The 15,033-nt window shown below is 70.6% G+C and carries 13 protein-coding genes; 7 read left to right on the top strand and 6 right to left on the bottom strand.

The genetic code is table 11. The features are described 5' to 3' along the window. Positions 1-10: 10 nt before the first annotated feature. Positions 11-748, bottom strand: coding sequence for an AfsR/SARP family transcriptional regulator (locus IE206_RS27530; RefSeq protein WP_226599569.1), 738 nt, complete (start codon positions 746-748; stop codon positions 11-13). 450 nt (positions 749-1,198) lie between these two features. On the opposite strand from IE206_RS27530, the gene IE206_RS42600 reads away from it, so the two are divergent. After that, entirely contained in the window at positions 1,199-1,768 is a 570-nt protein-coding gene (locus IE206_RS42600) for a DUF308 domain-containing protein (RefSeq protein WP_226599568.1), read from the top strand. Between the two features lie 69 nt (positions 1,769-1,837). Here the strand turns inward: IE206_RS42600 and IE206_RS27520 are convergent, their stop codons facing one another. Beyond that, positions 1,838-2,980: an acyltransferase family protein gene (locus IE206_RS27520; RefSeq protein ID WP_189966674.1), complete on the bottom strand. Its 1,143-nt coding sequence runs from the start codon at positions 2,978-2,980 to the stop codon at positions 1,838-1,840. A 596-nt stretch (positions 2,981-3,576) separates the two neighbouring features. Between IE206_RS27520 and IE206_RS27515 the strand changes: the two genes are divergently transcribed. Further along, entirely contained in the window at positions 3,577-6,246 is a 2,670-nt protein-coding gene (locus IE206_RS27515; RefSeq protein WP_373300989.1) for a glycoside hydrolase family 31 protein, read from the top strand. A gap of 133 nt (positions 6,247-6,379) precedes the next feature. Then, the gene (gene acuI / locus IE206_RS27510) at positions 6,380-7,363 is read left to right on the top strand and encodes an acrylyl-CoA reductase (NADPH) (protein ID WP_189966672.1); all 984 of its coding nucleotides are present in this window, start codon (positions 6,380-6,382) and stop codon (positions 7,361-7,363) included. Here acuI and IE206_RS27505 read toward each other — a convergent pair. Then, positions 7,353-8,318 (bottom strand): TetR/AcrR family transcriptional regulator C-terminal domain-containing protein, encoded by a 966-nt coding sequence (locus tag IE206_RS27505; RefSeq protein ID WP_189966670.1) that lies wholly within the window; start codon positions 8,316-8,318, stop codon positions 7,353-7,355. The two genes, acuI and IE206_RS27505, sit on opposite strands and share 11 nt — an antisense overlap. A 232-nt stretch (positions 8,319-8,550) precedes the next feature. On the opposite strand from IE206_RS27505, the gene IE206_RS27500 reads away from it, so the two are divergent. Then, positions 8,551-9,660, top strand: coding sequence for an FAD-dependent monooxygenase (locus tag IE206_RS27500; RefSeq protein ID WP_189966667.1), 1,110 nt, complete (start codon positions 8,551-8,553; stop codon positions 9,658-9,660). A gap of 10 nt (positions 9,661-9,670) precedes the next feature. Here IE206_RS27500 and IE206_RS27495 read toward each other — a convergent pair whose 3' ends face one another. Both IE206_RS27495 and IE206_RS27490 read right to left on the bottom strand, forming a co-directional pair. Then, the gene (locus IE206_RS27495; RefSeq protein ID WP_189966665.1) at positions 9,671-10,585 is read right to left on the bottom strand and encodes a DMT family transporter; all 915 of its coding nucleotides are present in this window, start codon (positions 10,583-10,585) and stop codon (positions 9,671-9,673) included. After that, positions 10,582-11,454: a phosphatase PAP2 family protein gene (locus tag IE206_RS27490; protein ID WP_189966663.1), complete on the bottom strand. Its 873-nt coding sequence runs from the start codon at positions 11,452-11,454 to the stop codon at positions 10,582-10,584. Before IE206_RS27490 ends, IE206_RS27495 begins: the two co-directional genes overlap by 4 nt. A gap of 171 nt (positions 11,455-11,625) precedes the next feature. On the opposite strand from IE206_RS27490, the gene IE206_RS27485 reads away from it, so the two are divergent. Further along, positions 11,626-12,225, top strand: a complete 600-nt coding sequence (locus tag IE206_RS27485) for a TetR/AcrR family transcriptional regulator (RefSeq protein WP_189966661.1) — start codon at positions 11,626-11,628, stop codon at positions 12,223-12,225. Positions 12,226-12,298: 73 nt separating this feature from the next. Here the strand turns inward: IE206_RS27485 and IE206_RS27480 are convergent, their stop codons facing one another. Then, positions 12,299-13,078, bottom strand: coding sequence for a DeoR/GlpR family DNA-binding transcription regulator (locus tag IE206_RS27480; RefSeq protein WP_189966658.1), 780 nt, complete (start codon positions 13,076-13,078; stop codon positions 12,299-12,301). Positions 13,079-13,234: 156 nt separating this feature from the next. On the opposite strand from IE206_RS27480, the gene IE206_RS27475 reads away from it, so the two are divergent. Together IE206_RS27475 and IE206_RS27470 are read left to right on the top strand one after the other, a co-directional pair. Further along, the gene (locus tag IE206_RS27475; RefSeq protein WP_189966656.1) at positions 13,235-14,119 is read left to right on the top strand and encodes an SIS domain-containing protein; all 885 of its coding nucleotides are present in this window, start codon (positions 13,235-13,237) and stop codon (positions 14,117-14,119) included. A gap of 54 nt (positions 14,120-14,173) precedes the next feature. Then, positions 14,174-15,031, top strand: coding sequence for a class II fructose-bisphosphate aldolase (locus tag IE206_RS27470; RefSeq protein WP_189966654.1), 858 nt, complete (start codon positions 14,174-14,176; stop codon positions 15,029-15,031). The last annotated feature ends 2 nt before the right edge of the window (positions 15,032-15,033 follow it).

Genomic DNA, 15,033 nt, shown 5'->3' with positions numbered 1-15,033 from the left:
TACGGTGTGTTCAGCGTCCGGCGGGCACCGGCTCCTGGCGCAGGATGCCCTGGAACCTGGCCCGCAGCGCCTCGCCGGGCTCCAGACCCAGGTGGTGCGAGAGCCGCTGCCGGGTGCGGTGGTAGGCGTCAAGGGCCTCGGCCTGGCGGCCCGAGCGGTACAGCGCCGTGATCAGCTGCTCACAGAACCGCTCCCGCAGTGGGTACTGGGCGTGCAACTGCTGGAGTTCCGTGATGACTTCACGGTGCAGGCCCCGGGCGAGCTCGGCGTCGAAGAGGTGCTCGTACGCGGTGAGCCTGATCTCGGTGAGCCGGGTGTACGCCATACGGCTGATCAGGCCCTGCCCGGCGTCGAGCAGCGCGGGCCCGCGCCACAGCGAGAGCGCCTCGGTGAGCAGCCGCACCGACCGGTCCGGGTCGCTCCGGCCGAGCGCGGTCGCCTCGCGGACCAGTGACTCGAACAGCGAGGCGTCCACGTCGCTCTCCGGGAGTGCGAGGGCGTAGCCGAAACCGGACGTGCGGATCAGTTCCCGCAGGCCGTCGTGGCCCGTACGGGATTCGATGACACGGCGGAGCCGGGCCACATGACCTTGCAGGGAGTTCTCGGCGTTGCGCGGGAGTTCCTCTCCCCACAGTTCGTCGATGAGGTCGTTTCGGGATACCGGACGGTTGGGCGAAAGGGCGAGTGCCGCCACGATCGCCCTGAGTTTTTCGCCGGGAATCTTGAACGTGATGTGTCCGTCGGTCAATTCAAGGGACCCGAGCAGGCGAACTTTCAACGTGCTTCCCCCGTGCTGCGTGCAAAAAACGGAATCCACGACGACGGGCCGTGCGGGCCCGGCGAGTGGATCAGGTGTGCCCGGCGAATCGACCGGGCCGCGGATCGGCGGAATGATCGGCGTTCTTCGCCGTCGACCTCTCGCCCATCGCTCCCAAGAGCAGTGCTCTACCCCCGTAGAGAACATGGAGGAAGACTATTTCGCCCTGCTATTAGGGTCAACGTCCCAGAAGAGAACGGTGAGTTGACAGCGCGCTGTCCGCTGTCGCGAGGTGATCCGCGCCCGGAGGGAGCGCCGCAGGTGGCGGGGTCCTGCGCTCAACCCGCAGGTGACGGCCTGTGAGGGGACTCACGTCGAGGTGTGGCGCGGCCGTGACCTGGATGGAACACCGTAACGGGGAAGCGATTACGATCCGGGCTCATGAGCACCTCGGATCAGGAACAAGCGGTGGACGCGACCCCTAAAGCGCGGGGTGAGTCCCGCGCGGCAGAAGCGGCGGTAGCGAACCACGCCCCGAGCCGGCCCACGGCCGAGCGGGCTCCGCAGGAGCGGGGTGCGGAAGCCGCCGAAGCCGCTCGGGATGCGAAGGCTGCCGGGGCCGGCGGGGAGGGTGGACCCTCCACGCCCTCCGAGCGGCCCCATGGTCCTCAACGTGCCGATGCTGCCGAGGACTTGGACGACCCCGAGTCCGTCGACGAGCCCGTCGACGACCCTGCCGATGAGCCTGAGCGGCGCGGCATGGCCCCGCGGCAGGCGCGCCGTATCCGCATGGTCGCCGCCGGGGTGCTCATGGCGGCGATGGGGGTGATCCTCGTCGTGCGGCTTGCGACGCGGTCCTCCGTGCTCGTCGTCGGGGTGTACGGGCTCGCCCTGATCCTGTGCGGGGTGGTCATCGAGCTGAGCCGCAACGGGCGTACCCGCCTTGGTTCCTGGCTGCTCGTGGTGGGCCTGGCCGCGGCGCTCGGGATGGACTGGTTCGTCCTGCCGTGACGGCGCCTGTCGGCGGCCCCTCCCCCCGCCCCTTGCGCAGCGGGGGGAGGGGCCGGCGACGTACGACCGCTACCCCCTTGGCCGTCGGCGGAACCGGCGTACGACCGGTGCCTCGACCAGCTGGTGCGAGGCCCAGCCCGCGGCGACCGAGAGCAGCAGGACGAACGGCAGCAGCACGAAGAACGCGCCCGTACCCGCCTGGGCATAGTGCAGCCCGAGCACATTGCGCACGGTCACCTGGAGCACGATCAGGTGCCACAGGAAGATCCCGTACGAGATGCCCCCGAGCCAGGCGAGCACGGGGTGGGACAGCAGCCGCGCCGGACCGCTCGCGCGGGCGAACACCAGGGGTGCCGCGAGGCCGACGACCACGGTGAGGTCGGCGACGTAACGGAAGGCGGCCTCCCATGGGCCGGCGGGGGCGCTGAGGTCACCCGCCGGCGGGGTGTTGAGCAAGGCGAACGCGATGGCCGCCGCCGCCCAGCACACCCACGGGTGGCGGATGACGAAGCGTACGGGCGAGGGCAGTTGCCCGGTGCGGTCGATATGGGCGACGAGCACGGCCAGCGCCATGCCGACCGCGAAGAACCCCACATAGCCGCACAGCCACCACAGACCCGTGGGGCCCTGGAGGCTCGCGGGGCTGCTGGCGACGAGCCACGCCAGATCGAGCGCCACCACACCGGCCAGCAGACCGAGGGCGAGGCGTACTCCGTGCCGCGAGGACAGCGCGCGGTGCAGCACGAACGCGATGAGCGGCAGCGCGAGATAGAAGTGCACCTCCGTGGCGAGGCTCCAGGTCTGCGCCCAGTCGCTCACACTGCCCGGGTCCACCCGCAGATCCATCCAGTGCTCGACGTGCTGCACGGTGAGCAGCCGCACGATGCGCCAGCCGTCGCCCAGGCGCTCGCGGTCGAAGACCAGGAGCGAGGTGATGATGAGCAGCCAGTACGCGGGCATGATCCGGATTAATCGGTGCCAGTAGTAGTCCACCGTCCGCGGAGCCCTGAGTCCCGTCAGGGCCGCGGCGGCCCACGGCCGGTAGAGCAGATAGCCGCTGATGACGAAGAAGAGCGGAACCGATACGTCGAAGCCGTTGAGCACCCGGGCGAGTGGCCCGGGCCGCCCCTTGTCGTCGATCAGGCTTCCGGTCCACTGCCCCAGGTGCAGGCAGACCACCATCAGCATGGCGAGCGCGCGCAGGCCGTCCATCGCGGGTTCGTGCGCGCGGCGCCGGCCGTTCGTCGGTCCTGGCTTCGGTCGCGAACTCGCTTCGTTCGCGCGGTAGTTGGTGGATGGGAGAGGTCTGGAGAGGGAAACGGACATGGCGAGTCAACCCCCGTCGGTTGATGGGTGCGCGGGATGGGGCGGTTGCGCACATTGACCCGATCAAGCTAACAAACCGCAATGGCGGTTTGATTGACGCATCGCTATTCAAGCCGCCCGGATCCGTCTCTTTCTGAACGCTTTCGATCACCCGGAACGCCACAACCGGAATCCGGACAGCGCGTGATCGCCGCAACGGCCCCCGCGTGCGGGGCGGCTGAAGCGGAAGTCCGTGAGCCGGAGTGTGGCGAGCCGCGGGCGCCGGGTCGGGGGCCGGTTGTGATCGGCCGATTCTGCGCCATCATCGCGTCGCCCGTGTCGCGAAACTGCCATTTCTGTCGAGGGGTTCAGCACCTCAGGCGCCACAGACGTTGACATGTACCCGGCTCACGGTGAATCTTGATGCTCGAAACTCCACTGTTCCAAGCATGAACGCGCACGCCGCGCCCGGCTGTTGCTCGGTACGAACGGAGAACGAACTCTTGCGGACCCCCTGGCATCGCTCCCACCCGCCCCGAAGGCCCGCCGTCGCCGTGTTCTCGGCGCTCGCGCTCGGCCTCACCGCCCTGGCCGTCCCCGCCGCCCACGCCGAGGCCGCGACGCCGCCCGGCGGTGTCCTGGACAGCGGCACGAAATCCCTGACCTGGCAGAGCCCGGTCTATGAGAAGGGCACGGTCGACTCGCCCGACAAGTGTCCGCCGCCCGCGCAGGACCCGGACGGCGCCGTCTGCGCCCGCTTCGACCTCACCGTGAAGCCGCCGGCCGGCCATTGGGACGACAACCCGGAGGGCGGTGTGCCCGTCTCCGTCCAATGGGCCACCCCCACCGACGACTTCGACATGTACATCTACGACGACGCCGGCAAGCAGGTCGCCTCCAGCGCGGGCACCGCCGACCCCGAGGCGACCGTCATCCCGAAGGCGTCGGGCACGTACCACGTGGTCGTCGTCCCGTACGACGTGCACCACAACTCGTTCACGGGCAAGGCCTATCTGCCCGAGCCGACCGACGCCGGGAACCTCACGTCCTTCGGCGGCAGGGACGGCACCTACGACATCGCCGCGGGGTCGCTCAAGGCCCGCGCCGACTTCTTCGCCGACGACACGCTGAGGCTGCGCGCCGCCCCGGACGGGACGTTCACCGACCCGCCCGGCAGCCACATGATCCAGACCCAGCCGAAGCCGCGGAAGGACACCAAGTCCTTCGACGCGGGCGCCTATTACGGGATCCGCAGCAAGGACGTCGTCCTGCGCGTCTACAAGAAGCCGCTCCGCTTCGCCCTCTACAAGGGCGACGACAAGACCGTGATCTGGTCGGAGGCCGACCCGCTGCGCTGGACCTCCGGCGGTATGCGGCAGAGCCTGACGCGCGGCGCCGACGAGCAGTTCTTCGGTGGCGGCGAGCAGAACGGCAGTTTCTCGCACCGCGACCAGGCCATGAACGTGGGCAACAACACCAACTGGAACGAGGGCGGCTGGAACAACTCCCAGCCCTTCTACATCTCCTCCGCCGGATACGGCGTCTTCCGCAACACCTTCAGCCCCGGCGTGTACGACTTCGGGCCGCGGGTGCGCACCGGGCAGCAGGAACGGCGCCTGGACGCCTACTACTTCACCGGTGACGTGAAATCCGTGATCGGCAAGTACACCTCGCTGGTCGGCAAGCCGTTCATGCCGCCGGTCTACGGACTCGAACCCGGCGACTCCGACTGCTATCTGCACAACGCCAACCGGGGCGAGCGGCACACCCTGGACGCGCTCAAGGTCGCCGACGGCTACACGCAGAACCAGATGCCGCTCGGCTGGATGCTCGTCAACGACGGGTACGGCTGCGGCTACGAGAACCTCGCCGAGACCGGCAAGGGCCTCCAGGCACAGGGCGCCCAGCTCGGCCTGTGGACCCAGGACGGCCTCGACAAGCTCGCCGATCAGGTCAAGGCGGGCCAGCGCGTCGCGAAACTGGACGTCGCCTGGGTCGGCAACGGCTACGGCTTCGCCCTGAACGCCTGCGACCAGGCGAAGGCCGGCATCGAGGACAACAGCGACGCGCGCGGCTTCGTGTGGCTGCCCGTCTCCTGGTCCGGTGCGCAGCGCTGCGGCGTCCTGTGGAGCGGCGACCAGAAGCTCAGCTGGGACTATCTCCGCTGGCAGATCCCCACCTACGCGGGCGCCACGCTCTCCGGCATCGCGTACAACACGGGTGACGTCGGCAGCATCTTCGGCCACGACCCGAAGATGTACACCCGCGACCTCCAGTGGAAGGCGTTCCTGCCCGCCATCATGACGATGGACGGCTGGGCCAAGGACCTCACCACCGGCAAGGCCGCCGACCAGCAGCCCTGGCTCGACGGCGAGCCGTACGCCTCCATCAACCGCAAGTACCTTCAGCTGAAGGAGCGGCTGATCCCGTACATGTACGGGCTCTCCAAGGACGCCACCAAGACCGGTGTAGGCGCAGTCCGCCCGCTCTCCCTGGAGTACCCGGACGATCCGAACACTCTGGGCGCGAACGCCAAGTACGAGTTCCTGGCCGGGCCCGACTTCCTGGTCGCCCCGGTGTACAGCGACACCAGCGTCCGCAATGGCATCTATCTGCCCAAGGGCACCTGGACCGACTACTGGACGGGCAAGACCTATCAGGGCCCGACGACCGTCGACCATTACGCGGCTCCGCTCGACACGCTCCCGCTGTTCGTGAAGGGCGGCTCGATCGTGCCGATGTGGCCCAAGGGCACCACGTCCTGGGGGACCCGGGACAAGGGCGAGCTCGACTACGACATCTATCCGCAGCTCGGCACCTCCTCGTACACCCTGTACGAGGACGACGGCGTAACCCGGCAGTTCGCCAAGGGGGCCTCGGCCACCCAGCGGGTGCAGGTCACCTCGGCCGGACGTGCCTCGGTCGTCAACGTCGGTGCCAGCGTGGGCAGTTACCAGGGCAAGCCGGCCACCCGCTCGTACCGCTTCACCGTCCACACCAAGGCGGCTCCCTCGCTCGTCGCCCTCGGCGGTAACCGGCTGCACCGGTACGGCTCCGCGGCGGAGCTCGCCGCGGCGGGCTCGGGCTGGTACGCCGATGCCGCGACCGGAGTGACGGAGGTGAAGACGCCGTCGCAGTCGACCGGGCACGGCTTCTCCGTCGAGATCGCCTGACCTGACCGTCGCCACCGGGTCGGGGGCCGTGCCGTGAGCCGTCCGGTGCGGCCCCTCCGCACGTGCGCGGCGGAGGCTGGGGCAAGATCGACGTACGGCTTCACCGGCCCCCGACTGCCAGGAGATCGATTCGATGTCATTCCGCGCCATCCGTGTGACCAAGGACGACCAGGGCCACCGGGTCGAGACCGTCACCCTGGAGGAGAGCGAACTCCACGAGGGCGATGTGACCGTCGCCGTGGACTACTCGACCGTGAACTACAAGGACGGCCTCGCGCTCGCCGACAAGGGCATCGTGCGGACGTATCCGCTGGTGCCCGGCATCGACTTCGCGGGCACCGTCGAGTCGTCCACCCACGCCTCGTTCGCGCCCGGCGACAAGGTGGTGCTCAACGGCTACGGCGTCGGTGAGCGGCACGACGGCGGCTTCGCGCAGAAGGCCCGGGTCAGCGGCGACTGGCTGGTCCCGCTGCCGGAAGGGCTCACCACTCGGCAGGCGGCGGCGATCGGCACCGCCGGATACACCGCGATGCTCAGCGTGCTCGCCCTCGAAGACGCGGGCCTCACCCCGGCGAGCGGCGACGTGCTCGTCACCGGCGCCGCGGGCGGTGTCGGCTCGGTCGCGGTGGCACTCCTGGCCAGGCTCGGCTACCGGGTGCTCGCCTCCACCGGGCGGCCCGCCGAGGCGGGCTACCTGCGTGAACTCGGCGCCGCCGAGATCATCGACCGCGCCGAACTCTCCGAACCCGGCCGCCCGCTAGGCAAGGAGCGCTGGGCCGGGGCCGTCGACTCGGTGGGCAGCCACACCCTGGTCAACGTCCTCGCGGGCACCCGCTACGGCGGCACCGTCACCAGTTGCGGCCTCGCTCAGGGCCTCGACCTGCCGGGCACCGTCATGCCGTTCATCCTGCGCGGGGTGACGCTGGCCGGCATCGACTCCGTACAGGCACCGATGGAGCGCCGGATCAGGGCGTACGATCGCCTTGCCCGCGATCTGGATCTGGCGAGCCTGGAGAGGATGACCACGGTCGTCGGTCTCGACGAGGTGCCCTCCGTCGCGGAGCGCATCCTGGCCGGTCAGGTGCGCGGCCGCACGGTCGTGGACGTCAACGCCTGACAGGGCGCGCGGGGGCGACCGGTCCTGGCCCGCCGCCCTCGATCACGCTTGCGAAGCCGTCGAGGAGCGGGCCGAGCCCGAACTCGAAGAGTTCGTCGAAGCGCAGCTCGTACCCGTCCGCCAGCGACGCCGTGACCCGGCTGAAGACCGGGTACCTCCCGGACGCCACAAGGGAGTTGAGGGCGGCGGCCTGCTGCTCCATCCACCCGTCCTCGCTCACCCCGGTGGTGGCCGCAGCCTGCGCCTCTTGCTCCAGGCCGACCGCGAGCCCCTGCACATAGCCGTACAGGAGCACGTGCACGTCCATCATGGTGACCGGGTCGAGCCCGTGACCGTCGAGCGCGGCCAGCGCCCACTCCGCGTGCGTCATGAGCTGGGGAAGCAGCAACGGGCGTGTGAGCGGGGCGAGTTGGGTGAGCCACGGGTGTTTGCGGAACAGTGACCAGAGCGTCCGTCCGCCGAGTTCGAGCCGGGCCCTCCAGCCGGCCGGCGGCACGGCCGGATAGCGGGCCTCGCCGAACGCCGCGTCGGCCATCAGAAGCACCAGGTCGTCCTTGCTGCCGACATGCCGGTACGGCGACATCGCGGCGACCCCGAGCCGGGCCGCCACCCCGCGCATGGACAGCGCGGCCAGGCCCTCGGTGTCGGCGATGTCCATGGCGGCTCGCACGATCCGCTCGCGCGTCAGATCGTGCTCGGGCTGCGTGCGCGCCTTCACCGGCGCTGCCGGGGCGCGGTCGCTCACCACGGTGCCGACCCGGGGGAGCGTCTCCACGAACCCTTCGAGGCGCAGGGTGGTGAGCGCCTTGGTGGCCGTCGCGAGCGCGACGCCCCACTCCTTGACGATCCCCCGGGTCGAGGGCACCCGGTCGCCCGGCGCGAGCTCGCCGCTCGTGATGCGCCGCCGGATCTCGGCGACGATCCGCAGGTAGGGCGGTTCGCTCTGCACGGCCATGCCGGTACGTCCTTCCCGTCGGCGGCCGCGAAAGTTTTTGGGCCGCCGTGCTTCCTGTACTAGTGCAGAGGCTAGCAGCAGAGAGGCGGTCTGTGCTGCCTCTGTCCTAGCTCAGTTGAAGTTTAAGGCCAGTTGGCAGGCATATGAGTACGCCGTACATTCAGATTGCGTACACCGTATTCGGATCGCTCATTCCACTCATCGCGCTCATCGCGCCATCAAGGAGTCCGCCATGAAGACCGTCCTCATCTCCGGCGCCGGAGTCGCCGGCTGTGCGCTCGCCCACTGGCTGCGGCGGGGCGGCTTCGAGCCGACCGTCGTCGAGCGCGCCCCGGGGCCGCGGCCGGGCGGCCAGGCCGTCGACATCAGGGGAGTGGCGCTCGACGTAGTGGAGCGGATGGGGCTGCTCGGCCCGGTGCGTGCGGCGGCCACTCGCATGCGGGGCATGTCCGTGCTCGACGCCGACGGCAATGAGCTCCACCGGTCCACCGAGGCCACCTTCAGCAGCGGCCGACTCGACAGCGGCGACGTCGAGCTGCTGCGCGAGGACCTCATCGGCATGCTGGATCAACTCGCCCAGGGGCAGGCCGAGTTCATCTACGGTGATCGCATCACCGCGCTGGACCAGGACGAGCACGGCGTCCGCGTCGACTTCGAGCACGGCGCGTCCCGCAGGTTCGACCTCGTCGTGGGGGCCGACGGCCTGCACTCGGCCGTGCGCGGGCTCGACTTCGGGCCCGAGGCGGACTTCCTGCACCACCTCGGCACGCATCTCGCGATCTTCAGCGCGGAGAACTTCCTCGGCCTGGACAACTGGCAGCTCTGGCAGCGCGACGGCGACGCCGGGTACGGGATCTACCCGGTGCGCGACAACAGCGAGCTGAGGGTCACCTTCGGCTTCGCGTCCGGCCCGTTCGACCCCGCGAACCGGAACCCCGAAGCGCTGAAGCGGGAGGTCGCCGAGCGGATGGGCGCACTGCGCTGGGAGACGCCGCGGCTCCTGAAGGCGCTCTGGGAGGCGCCGGACTTCTACTCCGACGCCATGGCCCAGATCCGGCTCGACCGCTGGTCGCGCGGGCGGGCCGTGCTGCTCGGCGACGCCGGGTACTGCGCCTCGCCGCTCTCCGGCCAGGGCACCGGCCTCGCGTTGGTCGGCGCGTACGTCCTAGCGGATGCGCTCGGCCGCGCGGGCGGTGAGCACCGTGCCGCCTTCGCGGAGTACGAGGCACGCCTGCGGCCCTTCGTCGAGGCCAACCAGGCGCTGGCGACGGAGAACCCGGGAGGCCCGGCCGCCGAGGAATCCGTCGAGCGCGCCAAGAACGCGATCACTTTGGATGTCTGAGGCGCGTGCCTCAGGCGGTGATGCGGACGGCCGGCTCGGGGGCCGACAGGTCGGTGGGCAGGGCCGCGGGCACAGGCGCGGGGAGGTCCGCGGGCGTGGCGCCGGTCAGCATGATCACGCCGCGGGCCGCGAGGCCCGCCGACGCGGCGGCGACCAGCCAGCCGAACGGCCCGCCGTGGAAGCTCTCGCCGAGCAGCGCGACCCCGATCACCGCGGCCGCCGCCGGGTTGGCGAGGTTCACCACGGCGAGCGGGGCGGCGAGGCCACCGCGATAGGCCGCCTGCGAGAGCAGGAGCCCGCCGACCGCGAACGTCGCGACGAGCACCGCGAGCAGGGCGGTCTGCCACCAGTTCAGCGGGCCCCCGGGCAGTTCGCGGGCCAGCGACGCGGTGACGGTCTGGGTCAGCGCGGACGCCACCCCCGAGGCGACGCCGGACGCGGTGGCATGGCCGAGGCCGCCGCCGCGTGCGGAGTGCGCCCCGGCCCGTACGAGGAAGGCGAGCAGCAGCGCGGTGGCCGCGGCGATCGCGAGTGCCTCGCGCAGGCTGAGCGCGTCACCGGGGCTCGCGGGGCCGGTGACCGCGATCAGACCGGTGAGCCCGGCCAGCGTCCAGGCCGCGCCGCGCCATTCGCGCCGGGTGACGCGGCGCCGCTCGTAGTACGCGGAGAGCGGCAGCGCGGCGACCAGGGTGAGCGCGCCGAGCGGCTGGACCAGGGTGAGCGGGCCGTAGTGGAGCGCGGCCACGTGCATGAGGGCGCCGGCCGCGTTGAGGCCGACGGCCCACCACCACAGCGGGCGGGTGAGCAACTGGCCGATACCGCCGCCCCCCTGAGCGGCGAGCCGGGACTGGCCGACGGCGGCCAGCGCGTAGGCGGCGGCGGAGGCGAGCGAGAGCAGGATGGCGAGCAGCGCGGATTCGTTCATCGCACGGCCTCGGAAAGCTGGGGCGCGGGTGCCTGCTGGGAGGCGAGCGCGGGTTCGGGGACGGGCGTCTGCTGCGGAACGGATGCCTGCCGGCCCGCCTTGGATGCCGTAGGCAACCTTGTGGGCCGCTTCGGCGCCGGTACGAAGTAGAGGACCGCCCCCAGGAGCGCGGTGGCCACGATCGCGTCCAGCCAGTAGTGGTTCGCGGTGCCGACGACCACGAGCAGGGTGAGTGCGGGGTGCAGCAGCCACAGCCACCGCCAGCGGCTCCGGGTCGCCATGATCAGACCGATCGCGACCATCAGTGCCCAGCCGAAGTGCAGCGAGGGCATCGCGGCGAACTGGTTCGCCATGGCGTCGTTGTCCGGCGTCGCGGCGTACACGGAGGGCCCGTAGACCTGTGCGGTGTCGACGAGTCCGGCCGTGGTGAGCATGCGCGGCGGGGCGAGCGGGACCGTGATGTGCAGCACGAGGGCGGCGGCGGTGAGCCCCGCGAGCACCCGGCGCGACCACAGGTAGTGGCCCGGGCGGCGCAGGTACAGATAGACCAGGAAGGCCACCGTGGCCGGGAAGTGCACCGTCGCGTAGAAGGTGTTGGCCGCCTTGACGAGCGTGTCGCCGTGCAGCAGCAGATGCTGCACGGAGCCCTCGCCGGGCAGGTGCAGGGCGCGCTCCCAGCTCCATACGCGGTCGGCGTTGTCGAAGGCCCTCGCCTCGTGCCCGTTCGCCAGCTGACGGCCGAACTTGTAGACGAGGAAGAGCGCGGTCACGAGCAGCAGCTCGCGTACCAGGGGCGGCCGGGAAGCGGTCGTCTCCGGTCCGGCGGGACGGGTCTGGCGACGCGTCCCCGTGGTTATACCGGCAAACATTCTCCGGCCCCTTTGAACCTGGATCGATACATGGAAAAAAGACAAGCAAACGTAGGAAGGCTAGATCGAAACTCATCGAGACGCAAACGTCTCGATACGTTTGCGTCTCGATTGAGCGGAGCCTACTCTCGTACGTGCAGGAGCACCCCTTGTTTTTCTCCGGAGGGAACGATGTCGACGCAGGCCGCCACGGCCGCTGCCCGCCGCAGCAAGATCAGCCCCGAGCGTGAGCTGGAGCTGTACGACGCGGTGCTCGACATGCTCAGAGAGGGCGGCTACGACTCCGTGACCATGGAGGGCGTGGCCGCGCGCACCAAGTGCGGCAAGGCCACCCTGTATCGGCAGTGGAAGAGCAAGCCGGTGCTCGTGACGGCGGCGCTGGGTGCGAAGCGCTGCTCGTTCTTCACCGGCATCGACACGGGCACCCTCGTCGGGGATCTGCGTGAGGCGGCCCGCGTGGTCGGCCGGCGCGAGGGCCCCGACACGGCGCTGATGGAGGCCGTCGGCCAGGCCTACATCAAGCACCCCGACCTGCGCGAAGCCCTGCGCGAGACCGTTCTGAACCCGGAGATCGCCGCGCTGGACGCGATGCTGCGGCGCGGGGTCGAGCGGGGCGAGGTGGCCGCGGACAACCCGGCGATCGGGTACGTCGCACCCATGATCATGGGCATGCTGCGCGTCGAGCGGCTCTTCGAGGACCGCTTCCATGGGGAGGACGCGCTGCTCGGGCTGCTTGAGGCAGTCGTCTTTCCGGCGCTGCGGATCCGCTGACGCGCACCCGCCCCCGACAGGCCGACTCGGCTGGCCCGCACCCTGGTTGACGGGGCGTCATGCCGATGGGTGCTCAGACCGTCAGCACTCTCACGCCCGCCTCCGTGAACGCGGTCACCGTCTCCTGCGAGACTGCCGTGTCCGTCACCAGCGTGCCCACCTGGCTCGTCGCGCAGATTCGGGCGAACGTCCGCTTGCCCAGTTTCGTGGAGTCGGCGGCCACCACGACCCGTTCGGCGCGCTCGCACAGCAGACGGTTGATGCCGGCCTCGTCCTCGTCGTGGGCCGAGGCTCCGTGCGTCACGTCGAAGGCGCCGACGCCGAGCACCGCCACGTCCATCGTGATCTGATTCAGCACCCCGCCCGCGAGCGGCCCCGTGAGCTCGTACGACTGGGGGCGGGCCACCCCTCCCGTCACCACGATCTTGAACTGCGGCCGCACCGCGAGTTCGTTCGCGATGTTGAGCGCGTTGGTGACAATCGTCAACGCCGGTGATCCGGCGGCCAGTTCGGGCCGTACGGCCAGGGCGCGGGCGACCTCCGTCGTGGTGGTGCCGCCGGTGAGGCCGACCGCCTCGCCCGGGGCGACCAGGTCCGCCACCGCCTTCGCGATGCGCTGCTTCTCTGAGGCCTGGCGCGCGGTCTTGTAGCGCAGCGGGAGCTCGTAGGAGACGCCGTGGACGAGCGCGCCGCCCCGGGTGCGCACCAGCATCTGCTGCTCGGCGAGCTGGTCGAAGTCGCGGCGGATCGTCGCGGCGGAGACCCCGAGGGCGGTCGCCGCCTCGTCGACGTCCAGGCGGCCCTGCTCCACGAGCAGTTCGAGGAGCGTCTGCCAGCGGGCATCGCGAGACATCCGCGCCCTCCATTCTTCGTACCGGTAACCGTCCGTAATGACCTTAGCGCACGGCTGGATGCTTGATTGTGCTCGAAAGCGAGCTATATTTTGCAGAAACAAGCATGTGCGCGTCAGGTCCAGAGAGTGTCAGATTTCGGAGGGTGGGAGCCCGGCATGAGCCATGTCGCGAACGAACTGAGCAGTCAGCCCGAATGCTGGAAGCGGGCGGCCGAACTGGCCGTCCAGCACAAGGACGCCCTGCCGGCCCCCGGCGAGCGGGTCGCCGTCGTCGGCTGCGGCACTTCCTTCTTCATGGCGCAGGCCGTCGCCGCGCTCCGCGAGAGCGCGGGCCTGGGTGAGACCGACGCCTTCGCCGCCTCCGAATTCCCCGCCTCGCGCAGCTACGACCGGGTCGTCGCCCTGACCCGTTCCGGTACCACCACCGAGGTGCTCGACCTCCTCGCGCTGGTGCGCGGCCGGACCCGTACCACCGCCGTCACGGCCGACCCCGCGACCCCGGTGATGCGGGCCGCCGACGACATCGTGCTGCTCGACTTCGCGGACGAGGAGTCGGTCGTCCAGACCCGCTTCGCCACCACCGCGTTCACGCTGCTCCGCGCCCACCTCGGGCTGCACACCGAGCAGGCCGTCGCCGACGCCCGCACCGCGCTCGCCGAGCCGCTGCCCGAAGGCCTCGTGGAATCGACCCAGTTCAGCTTCCTCGGCCGCGGCTGGACCAACGGGCTCGCCCAGGAAGCCGCCCTCAAGATGCGCGAGGCGTCCCTGTCCTGGACCGAGGCCTACCCGGCGATGGAGTACCGCCACGGCCCCATCAGCATCTCCACCACCACGACCGCCACCTGGATGTTCGGCCAGGCCCCCGAGGGCCTGGCCGAACAGGTGGCCGCCACCGGCGCCCTGTGGATCGAGGGCCGCCTCGACCCGCTCGCCGAACTCGTCCGCGCGCAGCGCCTCGCCGTCGCCGTCGCGGCCGCCCGCGGACTCGACCCGGACCGGCCGCGCCACCTCACCCGCTCGGTCATCCTCGACGGCTCCTGACGCAGACGAACGCGTGACACCGACCTACGTGACACAGGTGAAGGGGAAGCACTGATGCCACTCGCCCGGACCGGCACACTCGTCGCCGATGCCGCCGCCAAACGCCGCGCCGTCGCGGCCTTCAACATCATCACGCTGGAACACGCCGAGGCCGTCATCGCGGGCGCCGAGGCAGCCAAGTCGCCGGTCGTCCTCCAGGTGAGCGAGAACGTGGTCAAGTTCCGCTACGGCCGGGTCCTGCCGCTCGCCCGCGCCGCCGCCGCGGCCGCCGAAGCCGCCGCCGTACCGGTCGCGCTCCACCTCGACCACGTCAAGCAGGACGAACTCCTGCGCCAGGCCGCCGACGCCGGATTCAGTTCCGCGATGTACGACGCGGCCCATCTGCCGTACGAGGAGAACCTGGCCGCGACGAGGGCCGCCGCCGATTGGGCGCACACCCAAGGGCTGTGGATCGAGGCCGAGTTGGGGGAGGTCGGCGGCAAGGACGGCAAGGCGCCCCTTGACGCGCACGCGCCCGGTGCGCGCACCGACCCCGACGAGGCGCGGCAGTTCGTCGCCGAGTCGGGCGTCGACGCGCTCGCCGTCGCCATCGGCAGCGTCCACGCCATGACCTCGCGCACCGCCGAACTGGACCACGCCCTCCTCGCCGGGCTCGACGACGCGCTGCGGGTTCCGCTGGTCCTGCACGGCTCGTCCGGCGTCCCGGACGACGCACTGTCGGCCGCGGTGGCCGGCGGCATCGCCAAGGTCAACATCGGCACCGCGCTGAACATCGCCATGACCGACGCGATCCGCGCCTATCTCGCCGCCCACCCCGAAGCGGTGGACGCCCGCACCTATCTGACGGTCGGCCGCCAGGCGATGGCCGCGACCGTCACCCGCCTCATCGGGGTGCTCGACCGGACCGCCTGAGG

Source organism: Streptomyces violascens, assembly GCF_014649955.1.
Taxonomy (GTDB): domain Bacteria; phylum Actinomycetota; class Actinomycetes; order Streptomycetales; family Streptomycetaceae; genus Streptomyces; species Streptomyces violascens.
The sequence above is the reverse complement of the archived record's forward strand: the minus strand, read 5'-3'. Positions and strand labels throughout refer to the sequence as shown.

Bases quoted from the DNA above. Each gene is read 5' to 3' on its own strand.
- IE206_RS42600 (WP_226599568.1), top strand. From the start codon at position 1,199: ATGAGCACCTCGGATCAGGAACAAGCGGTGGACGCGACCCCTAAAGCG.
- IE206_RS27520 (WP_189966674.1), bottom strand. From the start codon at position 2,980: ATGGACGGCCTGCGCGCGCTCGCCATGCTGATGGTGGTCTGCCTGCAC.
- acuI (WP_189966672.1), top strand. From the start codon at position 6,380: ATGTCATTCCGCGCCATCCGTGTGACCAAGGACGACCAGGGCCACCGG.
- IE206_RS27505 (WP_189966670.1), bottom strand. From the start codon at position 8,318: ATGGCCGTGCAGAGCGAACCGCCCTACCTGCGGATCGTCGCCGAGATC.
- IE206_RS27500 (WP_189966667.1), top strand. From the start codon at position 8,551: ATGAAGACCGTCCTCATCTCCGGCGCCGGAGTCGCCGGCTGTGCGCTC.
- IE206_RS27495 (WP_189966665.1), bottom strand. From the start codon at position 10,585: ATGAACGAATCCGCGCTGCTCGCCATCCTGCTCTCGCTCGCCTCCGCC.
- IE206_RS27490 (WP_189966663.1), bottom strand. From the start codon at position 11,454: ATGTTTGCCGGTATAACCACGGGGACGCGTCGCCAGACCCGTCCCGCC.
- IE206_RS27485 (WP_189966661.1), top strand. From the start codon at position 11,626: ATGTCGACGCAGGCCGCCACGGCCGCTGCCCGCCGCAGCAAGATCAGC.
- IE206_RS27480 (WP_189966658.1), bottom strand. From the start codon at position 13,078: ATGTCTCGCGATGCCCGCTGGCAGACGCTCCTCGAACTGCTCGTGGAG.
- IE206_RS27475 (WP_189966656.1), top strand. From the start codon at position 13,235: ATGAGCCATGTCGCGAACGAACTGAGCAGTCAGCCCGAATGCTGGAAG.
- IE206_RS27470 (WP_189966654.1), top strand. From the start codon at position 14,174: ATGCCACTCGCCCGGACCGGCACACTCGTCGCCGATGCCGCCGCCAAA.